At 64.8% G+C, this 19,976-nt stretch carries 15 protein-coding genes and 1 tRNA gene; 10 read left to right on the plus strand and 6 right to left on the minus strand.

All coding sequences use genetic code 11. From position 1 onward, the window contains the following. Positions 1 to 80 precede the first annotated feature (80 nt). Both ACEQZ0_RS04190 and ACEQZ0_RS04195 read left to right on the plus strand, forming a co-directional pair. Positions 81 to 1,280 carry a diguanylate cyclase gene (locus tag ACEQZ0_RS04190; protein ID WP_370188686.1) on the plus strand — a complete coding sequence of 400 codons (1,200 nt, stop codon included), beginning with the start codon at positions 81 to 83 and terminating at the stop codon, positions 1,278 to 1,280. A 38-nt stretch (positions 1,281 to 1,318) separates the two neighbouring features. Beyond that, a complete protein-coding gene (locus tag ACEQZ0_RS04195; RefSeq protein ID WP_370188688.1) occupies positions 1,319 to 1,780 on the plus strand; it encodes a low molecular weight protein-tyrosine-phosphatase in 462 nt (153 codons plus the stop codon). On the opposite strand, the gene recG is transcribed toward ACEQZ0_RS04195, so the two are convergent. Beyond that, on the minus strand, positions 1,777 to 3,840 hold the full coding sequence (gene recG / locus ACEQZ0_RS04200; protein ID WP_370188690.1) for an ATP-dependent DNA helicase RecG: 2,064 nt from the start codon (positions 3,838 to 3,840) through the stop codon (positions 1,777 to 1,779). The genes ACEQZ0_RS04195 and recG overlap by 4 nt on opposite strands. 139 nt (positions 3,841 to 3,979) lie before the next feature. Here recG and ACEQZ0_RS04205 point away from each other — a divergent pair, with 139 nt between their 5' ends. Beyond that, positions 3,980 to 4,258 carry a succinate dehydrogenase assembly factor 2 gene (locus ACEQZ0_RS04205; RefSeq protein WP_370188692.1) on the plus strand — a complete coding sequence of 93 codons (279 nt, stop codon included), beginning with the start codon at positions 3,980 to 3,982 and terminating at the stop codon, positions 4,256 to 4,258. A 117-nt stretch (positions 4,259 to 4,375) separates the two neighbouring features. Then, positions 4,376 to 7,867 (plus strand): transcription-repair coupling factor, encoded by a 3,492-nt coding sequence (mfd, locus tag ACEQZ0_RS04210; protein WP_370188694.1) that lies wholly within the window; start codon positions 4,376 to 4,378, stop codon positions 7,865 to 7,867. Here mfd and ACEQZ0_RS04215 read toward each other — a convergent pair. Next, positions 7,864 to 9,177 (minus strand): EAL domain-containing protein, encoded by a 1,314-nt coding sequence (locus ACEQZ0_RS04215; RefSeq protein ID WP_370188696.1) that lies wholly within the window; start codon positions 9,175 to 9,177, stop codon positions 7,864 to 7,866. The two genes, mfd and ACEQZ0_RS04215, sit on opposite strands and share 4 nt — an antisense overlap. 136 nt (positions 9,178 to 9,313) lie before the next feature. Between ACEQZ0_RS04215 and ACEQZ0_RS04220 the strand changes: the two genes are divergently transcribed. Both ACEQZ0_RS04220 and ACEQZ0_RS04225 read left to right on the plus strand, forming a co-directional pair. Next, entirely contained in the window at positions 9,314 to 10,096 is a 783-nt protein-coding gene (locus ACEQZ0_RS04220; RefSeq protein ID WP_370188698.1) for an NAD kinase, read from the plus strand. A 97-nt stretch (positions 10,097 to 10,193) separates the two neighbouring features. Beyond that, positions 10,194 to 10,268: transfer RNA gene (locus ACEQZ0_RS04225), tRNA-Asn, on the plus strand. 485 nt (positions 10,269 to 10,753) lie between these two features. Here the strand turns inward: ACEQZ0_RS04225 and ACEQZ0_RS04230 are convergent. Continuing rightward, positions 10,754 to 11,494 carry a sulfite exporter TauE/SafE family protein gene (locus ACEQZ0_RS04230; protein WP_370188700.1) on the minus strand — a complete coding sequence of 247 codons (741 nt, stop codon included), beginning with the start codon at positions 11,492 to 11,494 and terminating at the stop codon, positions 10,754 to 10,756. A 65-nt stretch (positions 11,495 to 11,559) separates the two neighbouring features. Between ACEQZ0_RS04230 and ACEQZ0_RS04235 the strand changes: the two genes are divergently transcribed. After that, a complete protein-coding gene (locus ACEQZ0_RS04235) occupies positions 11,560 to 12,177 on the plus strand; it encodes an N-acetyltransferase family protein (RefSeq protein WP_370188702.1) in 618 nt (205 codons plus the stop codon). 21 nt (positions 12,178 to 12,198) lie between these two features. On the opposite strand, the gene secA is transcribed toward ACEQZ0_RS04235, so the two are convergent. Then, positions 12,199 to 14,952 carry a preprotein translocase subunit SecA gene (gene secA / locus ACEQZ0_RS04240; RefSeq protein ID WP_370188704.1) on the minus strand — a complete coding sequence of 918 codons (2,754 nt, stop codon included), beginning with the start codon at positions 14,950 to 14,952 and terminating at the stop codon, positions 12,199 to 12,201. 97 nt (positions 14,953 to 15,049) lie between these two features. Then, entirely contained in the window at positions 15,050 to 15,319 is a 270-nt protein-coding gene (locus tag ACEQZ0_RS04245) for a hypothetical protein (RefSeq protein ID WP_370188706.1), read from the minus strand. 171 nt (positions 15,320 to 15,490) lie between these two features. Here ACEQZ0_RS04245 and ACEQZ0_RS04250 point away from each other — a divergent pair, with 171 nt between their 5' ends. The 3 genes from ACEQZ0_RS04250 to ACEQZ0_RS04260 are packed head-to-tail and all read left to right on the plus strand — an operon-like array spanning position 15,491 to position 19,616. Next, positions 15,491 to 17,530: a spermidine synthase gene (locus ACEQZ0_RS04250; protein WP_370188708.1), complete on the plus strand. Its 2,040-nt coding sequence runs from the start codon at positions 15,491 to 15,493 to the stop codon at positions 17,528 to 17,530. A gap of 38 nt (positions 17,531 to 17,568) precedes the next feature. Then, positions 17,569 to 18,795, plus strand: coding sequence for a bifunctional glutamate N-acetyltransferase/amino-acid acetyltransferase ArgJ (argJ, locus tag ACEQZ0_RS04255; protein WP_370188710.1), 1,227 nt, complete (start codon positions 17,569 to 17,571; stop codon positions 18,793 to 18,795). 41 nt (positions 18,796 to 18,836) lie between these two features. Next, complete coding sequence (locus tag ACEQZ0_RS04260; RefSeq protein ID WP_370189933.1) at positions 18,837 to 19,616, plus strand: inositol monophosphatase; 780 nt, start codon at positions 18,837 to 18,839, stop codon at positions 19,614 to 19,616. On the opposite strand, the gene trxA is transcribed toward ACEQZ0_RS04260, so the two are convergent. Beyond that, entirely contained in the window at positions 19,613 to 19,933 is a 321-nt protein-coding gene (trxA, locus tag ACEQZ0_RS04265; RefSeq protein WP_221603678.1) for a thioredoxin, read from the minus strand. The two genes, ACEQZ0_RS04260 and trxA, sit on opposite strands and share 4 nt — an antisense overlap. Between the last annotated feature and the right edge of the window lie 43 nt (positions 19,934 to 19,976).

Below are 19,976 nucleotides of genomic sequence, written 5' to 3' on the forward strand. Positions count from 1 at the left end.
TCCGATCCTCCGACCACGTCGTTAGCGGGACTTTAACCACGCCGGGCGCAGGATGATCGAATGCCCGGGAATCTCCTCTGATGTGGCTCGCAAAGCAGGTTGCACGGCGCTCGCGGCGTTCGGACTGGCGAAGCTATTTCCTTATCGCCTGTGTCGCATTGATGGCCGTACTCCTCGCCGGGGCCAGTGTCAGCGCGATGCGCTCCGCCAAGGAACGCGACCTCGCCGAACGCTGGCAGATCCGCACGCTCGAAGTCCTCATCGAGACCGATCGCCTGCGTTCTGCGTCGCTTGCCAAACTGCGCGGCGAACGCGGTTTCCTCATTACCGACGACCGGCGTTTTCTCGAACCCTACTACCAGGGGATGGAGCAAGGCGCCGAGAGCCTTGCAAGGCTGAGCGCGCTGCCCAGCCAAAATTCTCAGCAGCAGCAGCGCATCGCCACACTCAAGCGCGACCTCGCGGAGTTCGACGCGACGATGGAGGAGATGATTGCCCTCCAGCGTGGCGGCCGAAAGGACGAGGCGATCGCTCGGACCAGGAGAGGCGACGGCAAGACCTCGCTCGACCGGATACTCCTCACGCTCGACGCGATCGAGCACAGCGAGCGGGGGTTACTGGCCGAACGATCGTTGAAGGCGAAGCGCCTTGCGGTTGCGAACGAGCGTTATCAATATGCCCTGACGGCGATCGGCTTCCTGCTTTTGGTGCTGACGATACTGGCGACGATCTATGTCCGCCAGGCGCTCGATGCCGAAGCCGATGCGCGGCGCGAACTGCAGCGCAGCGCCTCGACCGATGCGCTTACCGGACTGCCCAATCGCAGGAGCTTCATCGACGCTCTCGGGCGCTCGCTAGATCGCGCCGCCTCGGACCCCGCTCGTCCGCTCAGCCTCGCCATCTTCGACATCGATCATTTCAAGCAGATCAACGACCGCTTCGGTCATCCGGCAGGCGACGAAGTTATCCGGGAGGTTGCCCGGCGGGCAAGCGAAAGCCTGCGCAAGCGCGATCTCGTAGGAAGAATCGGAGGCGAGGAATTCGCGGTCATCTTTCCGCAGGCCGATCTCGAAACGGCGGCCATGGTTTGCGAGCGCCTGCGCCTGGGCATCGCCCATAGCCCGGTCGTCCATGGCGATGCGATCATACCCTTCACCGCCAGCGTCGGCGTCGCCGACTTCCAGCCCGGTGACGACCTCGACCACCTAATGGCACGCGCCGATGCCGCCCTGTACGAAGCCAAGACCGGCGGTCGCAACCAGGTGCGCCGCGCCGCCTGAGGCTTGTGCACCACGCCGACGTGAGGCTAGCGAACGGCATGGCCACGCATCGCATCCTGTTCGTCTGCCTCGGCAACATCTGCCGCTCGCCGCTCGCCGAAGCCGCCTTTCGTCATGCCGCCACCGAAGCCGGGCTCGATATCGAGGCCGACAGCGCCGGTACTGCCGATTATCACGTCGGCGAACCGCCCGACCCGCGCTCGATCGCCGAAGCGGCAAGACACGGGATCGAGATCGGCCACTACCGTGGCCGACAATTGGTGGTCGATGACTTCCATCGTTTCGACTGGATTCTCGGCATGGACACGTCGAACATGGCCAACATCGCCCGCCTTGATCCGGGCAACGGCAAGGCCCGCGTGGAGATGCTGCTCGACCTCGTGCCGGGCCGCGAAGGCGCCGACCTAGCCGACCCCTGGTACGGGGACGAGGACGGTTTCCGCGACACCTGGGAAGACGTGAGCGCCGGGGCCGCGGCACTGGTAAAGCTCCTGCGCTAGCCTCCCCGCAGCGTCTTCACGCCGAAATCGCGCTCGAAGAGATAGAGCAAGACCCGCGCCGCCTCGCCGCGCGTGCCCTCCAGCCCGCCGTCACGCTCCATCAGCAGGCGGGCATCGTCATACGCCATGGGCAGCAGCTCGGTTATCTGGTCGAGGCTCGCGACGCTGAACGGCGTATCGCCCGACTGCCGCGTGCCGAGCAGTTCGCCCCCGCCGCGCAGCCGCAGATCCTCTTCGGCGAGGAAAAAACCATCCTGCGATTCACGCATCAAGGCGAGCCGCTTCTGTGCGGTTTCGGAAAGCGTCTCGCCGTGAAGGAGGACGCAGAAGCTCTTGTCACTGCCCCGTCCCACGCGGCCACGCAACTGGTGCAATTGCGCGAGACCGAACCGTTCGGCCTGTTCGATCACCATCAGCGTTGCATTGGGTACGTCGACCCCGACCTCGATCACCGTGGTTGCGACGAGAAGCTTGGCTTCACTGCGCGCGAACCGCTCCATCGCAGCGTCCTTCGCTTCGGGCGCGAGTTGTCCATGAACCATCACGACATCCTCGCCGAACCGCTCCTTCAAGGCCGCAAAGCGCGCTTCGGCTGCCGCGATCTCCTCCGGCCCGTCCATCTCGCGAACCATGGGGCACACCCAATATGCCTGGCGCCCCTCGGCGATCTGCGCGGCGAGCCGGTCGACCAGCGCACCGAGCTTGCCCTGCCCCATCACCACCGTGTCGATCGCCTGCCGGCCCGGGGGCAGTTCGTCGAGCTTGCTTACGTCGAGCTCGCCATATTGCGCCAGCGTCAGCGTGCGCGGGATCGGGGTGGCGGTCATGGCAAGCACATGCGGCGCGCGCCTGCCCTTGCTCGCCAGCATCAGCCGCTGGCCGACGCCGAAGCGATGCTGCTCGTCGATCACCACCATGGCGAGATTGCGATAGGCGACCTTGTCCTGGAAGATCGCATGCGTGCCGACGACGATGTCGATGCTCCCGTCGAGCAGGCCCATCAGGATGCTCTCGCGCGCCTTGCCCTTGTCGCGGCCGGTAAACAGCACGACCTCCGCCCCGGTAGGCGCAGCCATGCGGCGCAGCGTTTCGTAATGCTGTCGCGCGAGCAGTTCGGTCGGGGCGAGCAACGCAGCCTGCGCCCCCGCCTCCACCGCGATCAGCATGGCTTCCAGCGCAACTACCGTCTTGCCCGCGCCGACATCGCCCTGCAGCAGGCGCAGCATGGGCGCTTCCTGCGCCATGTCGCCCTCGATCTCGGCAATCGAGCGGGTCTGCGCGCCGGTCAGCGGGAACGGCAGCTCGAGCTTGCCGCGATAGCTGCCATCGCCTTTGAGCGGCTGGCCCTTGCGCTTTCGGTTGTCGGCCCGCACCAGCATCAGCGCGAGGCTGTTGGCGAGGAGCTCGTCATAGGCCAGCCTGTCGCGCGCCTGGGAATTCTCACCCTTGTGCGACAGCACCAGCGCGTCGCGCCAGCTGGGCCAGCCCGTCTTGTCGAGCTGGCCCGGCTCGATCCATTCAGGCAATACGGGAGACCGCGAAAGCGCCTGATCGACCAGCCCCGCCACCTTGGGTTGGGTCAGTCCTTCGGACAGGCGATAGACCGGCTCGCACAGGCGTTGCAGCGTCTCACCGCCTTCCTCGACCACGTGGTCGGGATGAACGATCTGGAGCATGTCGCCGAACCGCTCGAGCTTGCCCGCCACCCAGCGCGTCTCGCCTTGCGGAAGCTGTTTCTTCGCGGAGTAGGAGGCGCGCCCAAAATAGGTCAGCGCAATCACGTTGCCCACCGCATCTTGCGCCAGCACGCGGTAAGGCGCGCGTGGGCTACGGCCCGAGCGGTGCTCGGTCACGGTGAGCTTGACCATGATCTGCTCGCCCTCGCCCGCTTCATCGACATTTTCCACCGCGCGGCGCGTGACGAAGCGTTCGGGCAGGTGGTAGACCAGATCGCGCAGCCGCGTCAGCCCGAGCCGGTCGAGCGGCTTCCTCAGCTTGGGCCCGACTCCGTCGAGCGTCTCGGTCTCGGCAAACAACGGGTTGAGGATCTCGGGGCGCATGGCGAGGCTATGCCCAATCTCAAGTGCCATTGCGAGCGCAGCGAGGCCATCCAGATAGCCGAGCTGTGGATTGCCGCGGAGCCTGCGGCTCCTCGCAATGACTGTTGAAAGGTGCGCGCGCCTGCACTACCCGCGCCCCATGCCCGATCTGCTCACCATCGAAGGCCGTAAGCAGCGCGCCAAGTTCCGCGCCTGGCACCGCGGCACGCGCGAGGCCGATTACATGATCGGCGGCTTCTTCGATCGCTATCACGCCGATTGGGACGAGACGGAACTCGCCTGGTTCGAGGCGCTGCTCGAGGAGGACGACGTCGACGTCATGGCCTGGGCGCTCAAGACGCAGGCCGCCCCGCGCCGCTTCCAGGGCCATCTGCTCGACGCCATGCAGCAACTCGACTACGTCGATATTCCGCGTTGACGCTCGGACGCTAACGCCTATTTCGATCACACAGCAGATCGCACCCCCCTTCCCATTCGGGCAGGGGGCAATGCCGTGTGTGCGGAACGCGGCGCACCCTCGAACGCTAGGAACACCATGCCCGACCTCTCCCGTATCCTGAAAGCCAAGGATCCGCTCACGCTGGCGCAGGTTGCGCGCGGTGCGCAGCCGCTGGTCATGGCCGACCTCGCGCGGGCCAGCAGCGGGCGTGCGGTGTTCATTGCGCCCGACGATGCTGCGATGCGCGGAGTGGTCGATGCCGCCGCCTTCTTCGCGCCCGAACTCGAGGTGATCGAGTTTCCCGCTTGGGACTCGCTGCCCTACGATCGCGCCAGCCCTGCGCTCTCTATCAGCGCGCGACGGCTTGCCGCGCTCCACCGGTTGCAGGCGGGTAAGGCGAGGGCACAGCTGGTCGTCACTACCGCCAATGCCGTGCTCCAGCGCGTGCTCACACCCTTCCGCATCCGCGAGAGCGTGCGCGAGTTCAAGCCCGGGATCGAGATCGGCCGCGAGAGCCTGTCGCTGCTGCTGCAGAAGCAGGGCTACAGCCGCACCGATACGGTGATCGACAAGGGCGAATATGCCGTGCGCGGCTCGATCGTCGACATCTTCCCCAGCGGAATGGACGAGGCGCTACGGCTGGATTTCTTCGGCGACGAGTTGGAGAGCCTGCGCAGCTTCGACCCGAATACGCAGATGAGCACCGGGCGGCTCGACTCGCACCTGCTGCTTCCCGCGAGCGAAGCGCTGCTCGACGAAGGCAGCATCAAGCGCTTCCGCAGCCGGTACCGCGAAATGTTCGGCGCGCATGCGACGCAGGACCCGCTCTACGAGGCCGTCAGCGAAGGTCGACGTCTGGCGGGGATGGAACACTGGCTGCCGCTGTTCGAGGACAAGCTCACCACCCTGTTCGACCATTTCGGCACGGACGATCTGGTGGTGGTCGACCAGGCCGCGCTCGCCGCCGCCGACGAGCGCGTGAAAGACGTCACCGACTATTACGAGCAGCGCACCGCGATCACCGGGCAGGCGAAGGGCAATTACCGCCCGCTGAAGCCCGACGCGCTCTATCTGACGGGCGAGGAATTCAAGGCTGAGCTTGCCGCCGCACCCGCACATCGCGCCACGCCTTTCGACGAGCCGGAGAGCGAAAGCGTGGTCGATTTCGGCTTCCGCTCGGGCCGCGATTTCGCTCCCGAGCGTGCGCGCGGGGACAGTGTCTATCCGGTGCTGGCAGAACACCTGAAGGCGCTCGGCAAGGCCGGAAAACGCCCGCTGCTTGCCGCCTACTCGGCCGGCAGTCGCTCGCGCATCGCCTCGATACTCGGGGAAGCAGGCACGCCCGTGCAGCTGGCCGAGACCTGGCAAGAAGCGCTGGGTCTCTCCGCCAAGGGCAAGCCGGTCGCGATGGTGTTGCCGATCGAGGCAAGCTTCGCCAATGACGAGATGGAGCTGCTCACCGAGCAGGATGTGCTCGGCGACCGCCTCGTGCGGCGAAAGAAGAAGCGCCGCGATGCCGACGCATTCCTCGCCGAATTGCAGGCGCTCTCGGTCGGCGACCTGATCGTCCACACCGAGCACGGAATCGGCCGCTATCTCGGTCTCGAGGCGATCCCGGTGGGCAAGTCGAAGCACGACTGCGTCCAGCTCGAATATCGTGGCGGTGACAAGCTGTTCATCCCGGTCGAGAACATCGACGTTCTCAGTCGCTATGGCAGCAGCGAGGAAGCCGTCCAGCTCGACAAGCTCGGGGGCGAGGCCTGGCAGAAGCGTCGGGCACGGCTCAAGGAACGCATCCGCGAGATCGCCGGAGAGCTGCTCAAGGTCGCCGCGCAGCGCGCGCTCCGCAAGGCGCCGGTGCTAGAGGTCGAGGACGGGGCCTACAATCAGTTCCTCGACCGCTTCCAGTACGAGGAAACCGACGACCAGGAACGCGCGATCGAGGACGTACTGCGCGATCTGGAGAGCGGCAAGCCGATGGACCGGCTGGTCTGCGGCGATGTCGGCTTCGGCAAGACCGAGGTCGCGCTGCGCGCCGCATTCGTCGCGGCGATGAATGGCCAGCAGGTGGCTGTGGTCGCGCCCACGACCCTGCTCGCCAGACAACACTTCGAAAACTTCGCAAATCGTTTCAAAGGCTTTCCGCTCAAAGTTGGCAGGCTCTCGCGTCTCGTTCCGGCGCGCGAACTGAAGGAGACGCGCGAGGGTCTGGAAAACGGGCAGGTCGATATCGTGGTCGGCACGCATGCGATCCTGTCGAAGCAGACCAAGTTCAAGAATCTCGGCCTCGTCATCGTCGACGAGGAACAGCGCTTCGGCGTCACGCATAAGGAAAAGCTCAAGCAGTTGCGCGCCGACGTACACATGCTGACCCTTACCGCGACGCCGATCCCGCGGACGCTGCAAATGGCGATGACAGGGCTCCGCGAACTCTCGACCATCCAGACTCCGCCGGTCGACCGGCTCGCGGTGCGCACCTACGTCATGGAATGGGACGACATGGTGATGCGCGAGGCGCTGCTGCGCGAACACCATCGCGGCGGGCAGAGCTTCATCGTCGTGCCGCGCATCTCCGACATGGAACAGATTTCGGACTGGCTTTACGAAAACGTGCCCGAGGTGAAATTCGTCGCCGCACATGGCCAGATGAGCGCGGGCGAAATCGAGGAGCGGATGAGCGCCTTCTACGAAGGCAAGTACGAGGTGCTGCTCGCCACGACGATTGTCGAGAGCGGGCTCGACCTGCCGAGCGCGAACACGATCATCATCCACCGCGCCGACATCTTCGGCCTCGCCCAGCTCTACCAGCTGCGCGGACGGGTGGGCCGCTCGAAATTGCGTGCCTATGCCTATCTGACCTACGCCGCCGACACGCAGCTTTCCGAAGTCGCGGAGAAGCGCCTCAAGGTGCTCGGCGATCTCGACAGCCTCGGTGCCGGCTTCCAGCTCGCCAGCCACGATCTCGACATTCGCGGCGCGGGCAACCTGCTGGGCGACGAGCAGTCGGGCCATATCCGCGAGGTCGGCTTCGAACTCTACCAGTCGATGCTCGAGGACGCGATCCTCGCCGCAAAGGCCGGCGAGCTGGGGCTCGAGCCGAAGCGCGAGACGGTCAGTCCGCAGATTACCGTCGATGCGCCGATCATGATCCCCGAGGATTACGTCCCCGACCTTGCCGTGCGCATGGCGCTCTATCGCCGCCTCAACGATGCCGCCGACAAGGCCGAGATCGAGGCACTGGCCGCCGAAATGATCGACCGCTTCGGTGAACTGCCCCCCGCTACCGCCAACCTCGTCCGCCTGATCGAAATCAAGCACCAGGCGATCGAGGCGAACATCGCCAAGATCGACGTCGGCGCGCAAGGTACGCTGGTGACGTTCCATCAGGACGACTTCCCCGATGGGCCGGGCCTGCTCGCCTATGTCGACCGGCTGCAGGGCACCGCCAAGCTCCGCCCCGACATGAAACTGGTGATTTCGCGCGCGTGGAATTCGCCCGAGAGCCGCCTCAACGGCCTGTTCCAGCTGACCAAGGGGTTGTCGGGGATCGTCCGCAAGGCGCGCAAGGGCGCGAAGGCAGCAGCCTAACGCTTCACGAGCTCAAGGAAATCCTCCGGCGTCATGGGCTGCGCGCGCAGAAAGCCTTGGTAATACTCGCAGCCCTCGCTGCGGAGCAGTTCGCGTTGCGCCTCCGTTTCCACACCCTCGGCTACCACCTTGAGTCCGAGCGCTTCGGCCATGGCGACGATCGCGCGGATGACCGCGAGGTCGCGATCATCCTCGATCACCCCCTCGAGCATCGAGCGGTCGAGCTTGATGCAATCGATCGGGAGGACCTTGAGATAGCGGAAATTGCAGAACCCGGCGCCGAAATCGTCAAGCGCGATGCGGATGCCGAACAGCTTGAGCTGGTCGAGCACGCGGCTGACACGATCGAGATCGGCTAGGAGCACCTGTTCGATGATCTCCAGCGTGATCCGATTGAGGGGAAAGCCTGCCGCCTTGGCCATCTGGGCGAATTCGGTTGCGAAATTCTCCGCTGCAAGATCCGCCGGGGTGATATTGACCGACAGGCGCAATGCGCCCGGCCAGTGAACCGCCTGTTCGATCGCGCGCGTGACGATGTGGCGCGACAGGTGCGCCACCTGATCGGCACGTTCGGCAATCTGGAACAACGTGCCCCCGCCGATCCGCCCGATCACCGGATGATGCCATCGCGCCAGCGCTTCGGCACCGATGAGGCGATCGTCGTCGAGCGCATATTGCGGCTGGAACAGGATCTCGATCTCGTTGCGATCCATGGCTGCAAGCAGGTCGGCCTCGAGCTGCTGGTTCGAACGGCCGGAACGTGCCTGTTCGCCGGTCGACCAGTCGATCCTCCGCCGGTTGCTTTCGCGCATGCGGGTGGCGAGATCGGAAAGCCGGTCCAGCACGCTGTCGGGATCGTCGGCCGGCGTCATCCGCAGCAACGCAATGCGCGGCCACAGGCGCAGGCTTGCCCCGCCCTCGGGATTGGCGATCGGCACGGCGATGGCATCGGCCAGCGCCTCGGCCAGCCATTGCCAGCGTTCGCGGCTGCATTGCTGCCGAGCGACGAGGAGGAAATTGCCACCATTGAGGCGGGCGGCCAGCCAGGCATTGCTGCTTTCCAGCTCGTCGCCCGCGAAATGCTTGATCCGCTGGGCCACTTCGACCAGCGCGACATCGCCGGCCGATTCCCCGAAGGCGACGTTGACCGTATCGATCCGGCCCAGCGTGATAAGCATCGCCTGAATCGGACACGCAATCGTATCGGCCGGCCAGTCCTGCTGCCAGCGTGCGATCGTCTCTCGCGCCAGTGCCTGGTCGGCCAGGCCGGTCAGCGCATCGCGCGTTTCGTCGAATGGTTCGTCGGGCATGCTCGCCATAGGACGGTCCTTATCGCGCTGGATGCAAAGGGTTACCAGTTTTTCCATCATGTTGCCAAATGGGACGCGCATCCATAGGTAGCGCGTTGCCCGGCGCCCGGCCGGGACGGAGGGATGCAGAGAGTTCATGACCGAATTCAGCCGCCTGGCCCTGCTGGTATCCGATGCCCCGCGTGCACAGGAAGCCGCCGCCCGCGATTTCGCCGACATTGCCGACTGGGTTCCGCTCGATCGCGCTGACGCTGTCGTCGTGCTGGGCGGGGACGGCTTCATGCTCCAGACGCTCCACGCCATGCTCGACAGCGGACGGATCATTCCCGCCTACGGGCTCAATCTCGGGACCGTCGGCTTCCTCATGAACCGCAACCGCAATCCCGAAACGCTGGTCAAGCGGATCGGCAAGGCCAAGCCGCACCATATCGCGCCATTGCGCATGCACGCGGTGACCCAGGACGGCCAGGAACACACCTTCTGTGCGATCAACGAGGTCAGCCTGCTGCGTGAAACCCGCCAGACTGCCAAGCTCGAAGTCACGGTCGACGACAAGGTGCGCATTCCCGAGTTGGTCTGCGACGGCGTGCTGCTGGCGACGCCGGCGGGCTCGACGGCCTACAACCTCTCGGCCGACGGCCCGATCCTGCCGCTCGATTCGAACCTTCTTGCGCTGACCCCGATCAGTCCGTTCCGCCCGCGTCGCTGGCATGGTGCAATCCTGCCCGATCGAAGCCGTATCTCGCTGCGCGTGCTCGAAGAGGACAAGCGCCCGGTCTCGGTCGTGGCCGACCAGCGCGAGTTGCGCGATGTCGCGCAGGTCGACCTCGAAATCGCGCGCGACAGCGAACTGACCTTGCTGTTCGACCCGGGCCACGCGCTCGATGAACGCATCGTCGCCGAGCAATTCGTGGTCTGAACCCTCGCTGTGCGAGATGTCGCACAATTTTTGCGATTTGCCCGCTTGCCAAACCAGAATCGCGCCCATATAGGCGCACCCCTGCCCAGCGGGCTGCTCCCCGATAGCTCAGCGGTAGAGTAGGTGACTGTTAATCACTTGGTCGTTGGTTCGAATCCAACTCGGGGAGCCATTCACTTCGACGAAGTGACCCAAATCAGCCTTCGTTAGCGCTCCGGACGCCCCCGCTCGCATGGGCGGCGTTTCCTTGGCTGCGTTCTCACCGCTTCTCCTTGTCCTTTGCCAATCTGTTTGAGACGAATCAGCAGTTCGTTACCGAGGATCTTGAGCCACCCGGTGCGGATCAAGGTCCTGCGGTTGTCGGCTAATCACCGGCTGATTTGGTTCAGAAGCACCCCGGATCCTTCGTGTTGACCGGGGATGTTTGGTACAGCCTCTGCGTTACTGGCGCTCGAAGCCGCATAGCCCCCCTCGCCCAGCCACCGACCCAGATCCAGGCATGTTCGTCGTCTTCGACGTCAAGTGCGGTGGTCGAAGATGCGGCATCGTCACGCTTCTTGGTCGTGCCGCATCGCCCTAGCAGCGCCTGCTTCAATCCACGGCAGGGGACGGTTCGCTCGGTCGTGATCGCTGCGCCGGCCACTCACGCAGCTTTTGTCACAAGGCCAGGAGCAAGCGCATGCCTACCCAGGCAGTGAGCGCGGCCGTACCGAGGCGAATCCAGCGCTGCGGCAGGTATTTGAGCGCCAGCAGGTTACCGATCTGGCCGCCGACGGCAACCGCGACGAGCAGCGGCAGGCCGAAATCTACAGCCGCACCCAGTCGCCCAGCCCCGCCCTTGAGCACCTGTCCGCCAAGGCCGGAGAGCGAATTCACGAGGATGAACAGGCTAGCGGTCGCGGCGATGGCGCGTGCGCCGTGCCACCGCGCGAGGTGCAGCACCGGAGCGAGGAAGATCCCCCCGCCAATGCCGACCAGACCGGCGAGGTAACCGAGCGGCATTGCGACGAGAGGCATTGCCCGCGCCCAGCGAGCCGGCGCGACGACGCTCTCCTCGCGCAGGGGAAGAAGAAGGCTCAAGCCGGTGAGCACGAGGCACGCGCCGAGGATGCCGAGGAAGGTCGTCTCGTCGATCGGGGTAAGCCCGCCGAAGAAGGCCGCCGGTGCCGCCGCGGCAGTGACCAGCACCGCGTCGCGCCATGGCGTCACCCGCGCGCGGGCGAAGCGGATGGTGCTTCCCGCAACGACTACGATATTGCAGGAGAGCGAGACCAGCGGAAGAAGGCGATAGTCGACCTCGCCCAGTGCCAAGAGCGCCGTATAGGTCGATCCTCCCCCGAAGCCGACGCTGGCATAAAGCAGGGCGGCGACGAAGAATGCGACTGCGAGCATGGCCATGCAGTCTGCCTAGACCGGCCGCGCGGCGGCGGCTAGCGTTACGGCAGGGCAGAGGGTCAACGACAATGCAGACAGCGGATATCGACCTGGGGAGCGATCTTCGGCAGGCCGGCAAAAGCGATGCCGCCCGGCTCGGCGAGATCACCGCCGATGCCTTCCGCGACGATCCCTTCAACCTGTGGCTCTTCGGCCGGTTCGCGGGCATCCGCAACCTGTTCCGGCTGCAGGCCCGGCGCATCTACGTGCCCCGCGGCTACTGCTATCTGGTCGGCGACGAGGGAGCCTGCATGTGGATGCTGCCCGGCGGCGACGCGAATTTCTCGCTGGGCGATTATGCCGCCTTCGCCCTCCCCACACTGTTCACCTGCGGTCCCGGCGCAGTGCGTCGCGGAATCCGTACCGGCGAGGCGATGGAACGCCGCCATCCCGCCTTCGAGCACGCCTATCTCTTCAGCATCGGCGTCCGTCCGGCGGCGCAGGGAAAGGGGCTTGGCCGCAAGCTGATCCAGCCCATGCTCGACGCCTGCGACCGCGCAGTGCTCCCCGCCTATCTCGAGAATTCCAACCCGGCGAATACCGGATTCTACCGCTCATGCGGATTCGAACCTCTGGGCGAGCCTATCCATCCGGAACCGGACAGCCCGCCCCTGCAACCGATGGTGCGGCAGCCCCGCCGCAGTTAGCGACGGAGCCGCCGGTTCGGCTCAGCTGCCGATAGCGCCGTGGCAGTGCTTGTACTTGTTGCCCGAGCCGCAGGGACACGGCGCATTGCGGCTGATATCCATTCCGGCGTAGGGATTCTCGCCCACCGAGCCGCCCGGACCGACCGCGGCACGCGGGCTGCCGGCGAGCGCGCCGAACAGCGCCGCGCGCGCTGCGGAGCCGTCTTCGTCGTTCGAATCCTCGAGGCCGGTCAACGGATCGATGTGTCCGGTGAGGAAATCGGGCAGTTCGGGCAGGTCGACGGGCGGCAGTGGTGCGGGTTCGACCAGTTCGAGACGGATGAGCTTGCTGGTCACCTCCTCACGCAGCTTGTCGAGCATGGTCTCGAAAAGGCTGAAGGCTTCCTGCTTGTACTCGTTGAGCGGCTGCTTCTGCGCATGGGCACGCAGCCCCACGACCTGGCGCAGCGCATCGAGCGTGGCGAGGTGATCCTTCCACTGGCCGTCGAGCTCCTGCAGCAGGATACTCTTCTCGATCCGGCGCCACAGCGAGGGATCGGTCGCGGCGATCTTCTTTTCCATGATCGCGTCGGCCTGTTCGACGAGGCGTTCCTCGATGATCTCGGGTTCGACCTGGTCTTCCTCGATCCACTGTTCGATCGGAGCGTCGATCCCCAGCATTTCGGCAACCCGGGTCTTGAGGCCCGCAATGTCCCATTGCTCGGGATAGGACCCCGGCGGGCATGCTTCCCCGACCAGCGAATTGATCGCATCGTGGCGCATCGCGACGACCACGTCGTCGACCGCCTCGGAATCCATGATCTCGGCGCGCTGTTCGTAGATCACCTTGCGCTGGTCGTTCATCACGTCGTCGTACTGGACGACCTGTTTGCGGATCTCGTAATTTCGCGCTTCGACCTTCTTCTGCGCGGTCTCGATCGCCTTCGACAGCCATTTCGAGCCGATCGCCTCGCCGTCCTCGAGATTCGAGTTCATCATCTTGGCGAACAGCGTGTCGGGTCCGAAGATGCGCAGCAGATCGTCTTCGAGACAGAGGTAGAAGCGCGACAGGCCGGGGTCGCCCTGGCGGCCCGAGCGTCCGCGCAGCTGGTTGTCGATGCGACGGCTTTCGTGCCGTTCGGTACCCAACACGAAGAGGCCGCCCGCCTCGAGCACCTTCTGCCGCTCGGCCGCGACTTCGGCCTTGATGCGTTCGATCTCGAGGTCCTTCTTGGCGCCCTCTTCCATGTCGCCGAGCTCGTCCTCGATGCGGAAGTCGACATTGCCGCCGAGCTGGATGTCGGTGCCGCGGCCGGCCATGTTGGTGGCGATGGTGACCGCGCCGATGCGACCGGCCTGCGCCACGATATGCGCTTCGCGCTCGTGCTGGCGAGCGTTGAGGACCTCGTGCTTGACCCCTTCCTGTTCGAGGAAGGCGCTCAACATCTCGCTCTTCTCGATCGATACCGTGCCGACCAGCACCGGCTGGCCGACCTTCGCCTTTTCGGCGATCGCCTTGGCGATGGCTTTGAACTTGTCCTGTGTGTTCTTGTAGAACTCGTCGTCCTCGTCGATCCGCGCGACGGGAACGTTGGTCGGGATCTCGACCACGTTCATCTTGTAGATGTCCCAGAATTCGGCCGCTTCGGTGGCGGCGGTGCCGGTCATGCCCGACAGCTTGGGATACATGCGGAAGTAGTTCTGGAAGGTGATCGAGGCGAGCGTCTGGTTTTCGGGCTCGATCTTTACCCCTTCCTTCGCCTCGACCGCCTGGTGCAAGCCGTTCGACCAGCGGCGGCCATCCATCATGCGACCGGTAAACTCGTCGATGATCACGACCTTGTCGTCCTTGACGATGTAATCGATGTCGCGCTTGAACATGTGCACCGCGCGCAATGCCTGGTCGAGATGGTGGACGACCTGCGTGTTTTCGACGTCATAGAGGTTCTCGGTCTCGAGCAGCCCCTTTTCGATCAGCAGCTTCTCGACTTCCTCGGTGCCTTCCTCGGTCAGCTGGATGCTGCGCTGCTTCTCGTCCTTCTCGTACCAGTCGTCGGGGAAGGTTTTCACCACTTCGTCGATGGCGATGTAGAGGTCGGACTTGTCCTCGGTCGGCCCCGAGATGATCAGCGGGGTGCGCGCCTCGTCGATCAGGATCGAGTCGACTTCGTCGACGATCGCGAAGTTGAACGGGCGCTGCACCATCTGGCCGCGCTCGTGCTTCATATTGTCGCGCAGGTAATCGAAGCCGAGCTCGTTGTTGGTCGAATAGGTGATGTCGGCGTTATAGGCCTCGCGCCGCTCGTGCTCCGACAGATTGGGCACGATCACGCCGATCGTCAGGCCGAGGAAGCGGTGCAGGCGCCCCATCCATTCAGCGTCGCGCGCGGCGAGGTAATCGTTGACCGTGACGACGTGGACACCCTTGCCCTCGATCGCGTTGAGATAGGTCGCCAGCGTGGCGACCAAGGTCTTGCCTTCGCCAGTACGCATTTCAGCGATTTCACCGCGGTGGAGTACGATGCCACCGACCATCTGCACGTCGAAATGGCGCATACCGAGCACGCGGACCGAGGCTTCGCGGACCGTGGCGAAGGCTTCGGGGAGGATGTCGTCGAGCGTCTTGCCGTCGGCAAGCTGGGCACGAAACTTGTCGGTCTGCGCTGCGAGTTCCTCGTCGGTGAGCGCCTGAAGCTGCGGTTCGAGCGCGTTGATCTGGTTGACGATCTTGCCGAGCGACTTGACGTAGCGATCGTTCGACGAGCCGAACACGGCTTTCATGATGGAATTGAGCATGTGGGGGCCTTCGAGCCTTCCTGATGAGTTCTATGGTGTGAACGCCCGCGCACGCTGGCCGTGCCGGGCAGAAACGGGTGCTTTTCGGAAGCAGGCGCTATTCGTAGGCGCGGTCTACGCCCAGCTGCACGGTCGGGATGACGACCGTGACCACGGGGGTCGGCTTGCAGGCCTTCGCGGTGGGCGGGCTTGCAAGCGACAGGCGTACGGCGCCGGGACATTCACAGGCATCGCTCTTGCACGGCCCTTCCGCGCCTGCGGCGAGTTCGACCCCCGCCCCGGCGTCGTAGACCATCGCCTGCGCAGGCGCACCCGCGGCGGCGAGGCCGGTCAGGAGCGCGAGCAGGGTAATCAGGCGTTTGAGCATCCTGCGGGCCGAGATAGTGCCCGGTGAGTGGATCGTCCAGCCCAAAGCCCTCGCAGCGCACATCTCTGCAAACCGCATTTGCGCAATCCCGCGCAATTCCCTCTCCGTTAGCGTTATGGAAACCACAAATGCCTAGCCTTGCCCGCCGAAACGGGATCTCGGGGGAAAGAAATGAATTCGGTCGAAGCGACCATGGAGACCATGGCAAGCACCACCAATCTTCCGGCCGACGAGACCGACGACCGGGCGGTGGTCGTCCGCCTGCTGTGGGCAAGCGGGTTGATGCTGTTCCTCGAACTCGCCCTGATCCGTTGGCTCGGATCGAATATCGTCCACCTGTCCTACTTTTCGAACTTCGTCCTGCTGGGCTCGTTTCTCGGTATCGGCGCCGGATTCCTGATCAGTCGCCGCGAATGGTCGATCTGGCCGATCGCGCTGCCGCTGCTCGCGATCCTCGTGATCGGCGTGATCAATTTTCCCGTTTCGATCGAACGCCAGGGATCGGACCTCATCTATTTCACCGCGCTCGAGATCGAAGGTCCGCCGGCCTGGCTGGCACTTCCGATCATCTTCGTACTGGTGGCGGTCATCCTCGCCGGGCCTGCCGAACTGGTCGGGCGCTGCTTCGCCGAGCTGCGCCCGCTTTCGGCCTACCGCTATGACCTGATCGGGTCGCTCGCGGGAATACTCGGGTTCACCGCGCTCAGTTTTCTTCACGCCCCATCGCTGGTCTGGGGCCTCGTCGCCATGGTGCCGATCATGGTGCTAACCCGTCCGGCGAGGCGACTGGCCAGCGCCGGGTGGGCAGTCATACTCCTGGCAGGGCTGGCCATGGAAACCTTCACTCCCGGCGTGACCTGGTCGCCCTACTACAAGATCCATACCGAGGAGATGGAACGGGCGGATGCTGGTTTCGTCATGATCAGTGCCAATGGCGTCACGCATCAGTTGATGGCCCCGGCCGATTGGAAGCTCGAACAGGGCGAGCGGATCTACGAAACGCCCTATCTGCGTCTGCCGCACAAGCTCGACGATGTCCTGATCGTCGGTGCAGGGTCCGGATCCGATGTCGCGATCGCCCTGAGCAAGGGGGCGAAACACGTCGATGCCGTCGATATCGACCCGCAGATCATGCAAATCGGCGTGGACCGCAACATCGACCGGCCCTACGCCAATCCCGGCGTGGTGCGCCATGTCAACGATGGGCGCGCCTTCCTCCAGAACACCGACCGCAAGTATGACCTGGTCCTGTTCGCCTTGCCCGACTCGCTCACACTGGTCAGCGGAGCGTCGCAAATCCGGCTCGAGACCTTCCTGTTCACCGAAGAAGCCATGGCCTCCGTGCGGCGCGTGCTGAAGCCCGACGGCGCCTTCGCGATGTACAATTACTACCGCGAACCCTGGCTGATCGACCGCCTCGCGGGGACCGCGCAAAAGGTTTTCGGACACGAGCCCTGCGTCGACACATGGGCCGATGCGCAGGCCGTCGTCAGCGTGGCCATGAAGCAGGGATCGCAAAGCTGCGACGATCGCTGGGTTCCGACGTCAGAGGTCACCACCGTGAAGGATGACGCGCCCTTCCTCTACTTCCGCGGCACCCGCTTCCCGCCGGTCTACGCCATTACCATCGCCGCTATCCTGCTCGCATCGCTCGTCACCGTGCGCGTGCTCGGCGGGCCGCTCGGCACGATGCGGCCCTATGCCGACCTGTTCTTCATGGGGGCGGCCTTCCTGCTGCTCGAAACGAAGAACATCGCCACCTTTGCGCTGTTGTTCGGCACGACCTGGTTCGTCAACGCGCTGGTATTTGCCGGCGTGCTGGTGATCGTGCTCGCTGCCGTGGAGACCGAGAGACGCGTCAAGACGCCGCCGCTGAAGGTTGTCTTCCTGGCGATGGCCGTCTCGCTGGCAGCCGCGTGGATCGTCAAACCCGAATGGCTGCTGTCGCTGGCATTCTGGCCCCGTCTCGTGGCGGCAACCGTGCTCGCCTTCCTGCCGATCTATCTTGCCAATATAGCCTTCGCGAAACGCTTCCGCGAAAGCGGCGATTCGCAATCGGCCTTCGCCATCAACCTGCTCGGCACTATCGTCGGCGGGTGCCTCGAATACGCCGCGCTGTTCACCGGGTACAACAATCTGCTGATCCTGACCGGCCTGCTCTATCTCGTGGCCTTCCTGCTGGTGCCGAAGGGCGCAGCGCGCATGGCCTGACGCTTGTCTGCCGCGCGCGGGAGGGCTAGCGCGCGGAGATGGATCTCGAACGCTCCCGACTAGCCCGTCCCTTTCCCGACTTGCCGCAGATAGACGGCGTGACGGTGCGCGTAGCGCGGGCGGGCTACAAGACCTGGGACCGCGCCGACCTGACCTTCATAGAGCTCGCCGAAGGCACAGCGGTGGCCGGCGTTTTCACCACCAGCGCCTGCGCCTCGAGCGAGGTCGAGATGGGGCGCGAGCAAGTGAAGCAGGGCTACGCACGTGCGCTCATAGTCAATGCCGGCAATTCCAACGCCTTCACCGGATATCGCGGGCGCGAGGCGGTCGAGCAGATCGTCGCGCAGGTGTCCGATGCGCTCGGCTGTAGCGGCGAGGAAGTCTTCGTTTCTTCCACCGGAGTGATCGGCGTCCCGCTGCCCAAGGACAAGGCCAGGGCGGGTATCGCGGCCGCGCTCGACGCCGCGCCATGCGATTGGGAAGATGCCGCGCGCGCGATCGGCACGACCGATACCTTTACCAAGGGCGCCAGAGCGGCGGCGATGCTCGGAGAGGCGCGTGTCGAACTTGTCGGCATCATCAAGGGCAGCGGCATGATCGCGCCCGACATGGCGACCATGCTCGGCTATGTCTTCACCGAAGCGGCGGTCGAAGCCGCATTCCTCCAGGAAATGCTCGCAACGGCGAATGCCGCCACCTTTTCCTGCATCACGGTCGACGGCGATACCTCGACCAGCGACACCGTGCTCGCCTTCGCCACCGGCAAGGCAGGCAATGCGCCGCTCGCCTCGTGGGACGATGCGGGGGCCGATGCCTTCTACGCCGCGCTTCTCGAGGTCTGCCGCGAGCTTGCGCAGCTCGTCGTGCGCGATGGCGAGGGTGCGCAGAAGTTCATCGAGATCGCAGTGACGGGTGCAGACAGCGACGCGAGCGCGCGCCGCGTCGGGCTTGCCATCGCCAATTCGCCGCTGGTCAAGACAGCGATCGCCGGCGGCGACGCGAACTGGGGTCGCGTGGTCATGGCAGTGGGCAAGGCCGGCGAACCCGCCGACCGCGACCGCCTGTCGATCGGCTTCGGCGGCACTTGGGCGGCCAGGGACGGGCAGCCATTGCCCGATTACGACGAGGCACCGGTCGCGCAGCATCTCGAGGGCGAGGATATCCGTATCGATGTCGATCTCGGCATCGGTTCGGGCCGCGGCACCGTGTGGACCTGCGATCTGACCCACGGCTATATCGCGATCAACGCGGACTACCGTTCTTGACCCTTCGGCAAGCTCAGGATGATCGGGCGCTCGACGCCGATATGCTTGCGCTGATGAAGCGGGTAACCGAGCAGGCGATCCTGCCGCGCTACCGCAACCTCTCGGCAGGCGAGGTCGAGGACAAGGGCGGCAACGATCCCGTCACCATCGCCGACAGGGAAAGCGAGGCACTGCTGCGCGAAGGGCTTGCAGCCATTGACGGCTCGCTCGCATTCGTCGGTGAGGAGGCGGCACACGCCGATCCTTCGATCCTCGATAGGCTCGACCGGCCCTGCTGGATCGTCGACCCGATCGACGGCACACGCAATTTCGCGCACGGAAAACCGCCTTTCGGCATCATCGTCGCCCGCGCCGATGGCGGCGTGGCCCGTTCGGGCTGGATCTTCGATTGCCTCTCGGGGCGGTTCTGCGTCGCGCACGAAGGCCACGGAGCGAGTGTCGACGGCGAAGCCATCGTTTCGGCGCCGACGGGCAGGACGCCGCCGATCGGCGCCATTTCGCTGATATTCATGAAAGAGGAGCGCCGCGAAGCGACGCGGCGCCATATCTCTCCCAATTACGAGCTGGTCGACATCCCCTTCTGCGCGGCTGAGCAATATCCGCGTCTGGCACTGGGCGTGAACGACGTGTCGATCTTCGAGCGCACGCTCGCCTGGGACCATGCCGCCGGTGTATTGTGGCTCAACGAGGCGGGTGGAAAAGCGGCAAGGCCCGACGGATCCCCCTATCGCGTCGACGAATGGGACCGGCCGGGCCTGCTCGGTGCGGCAAGCCCCGCCCTGTGGGACGAGCTTGCCGCGCTATATGCGAAAATGGATTAAAGCGCGCCTTCAAGCCACTGCTTAAGCTGGCCTTTCGGAGCCGCGCCACGCATCTGCGCTGCCGGTTCACCATTCTTGAAAAGCACGAGGAAGGGGATCGACTGCACGCCCATTGCGCCGGGCACGTCGGGATTTTCCATGATGTCCATCTTGGCGATGGTGACCTTGTCGCCCAACTCGTCGCTCAGCTCTTCGAGCGCGGGGGCGATCATCTTGCACGGACCGCACCAGTCGGCCCAGAAATCGACCAGCACGGGCTTGTCGCTTTCGAGCACGTCGGACTTGAAGCTGGCGTCGGTGACGGCGGTGGTGGCCATGGGGTATCTCCTGAAGTTCCTTCGGCTGCCGATGTGGGCCGCC

Origin of the sequence: Qipengyuania sp. (genome assembly GCF_964227205.1) — a bacterium.
Classification (GTDB): domain Bacteria; phylum Pseudomonadota; class Alphaproteobacteria; order Sphingomonadales; family Sphingomonadaceae; genus Qipengyuania.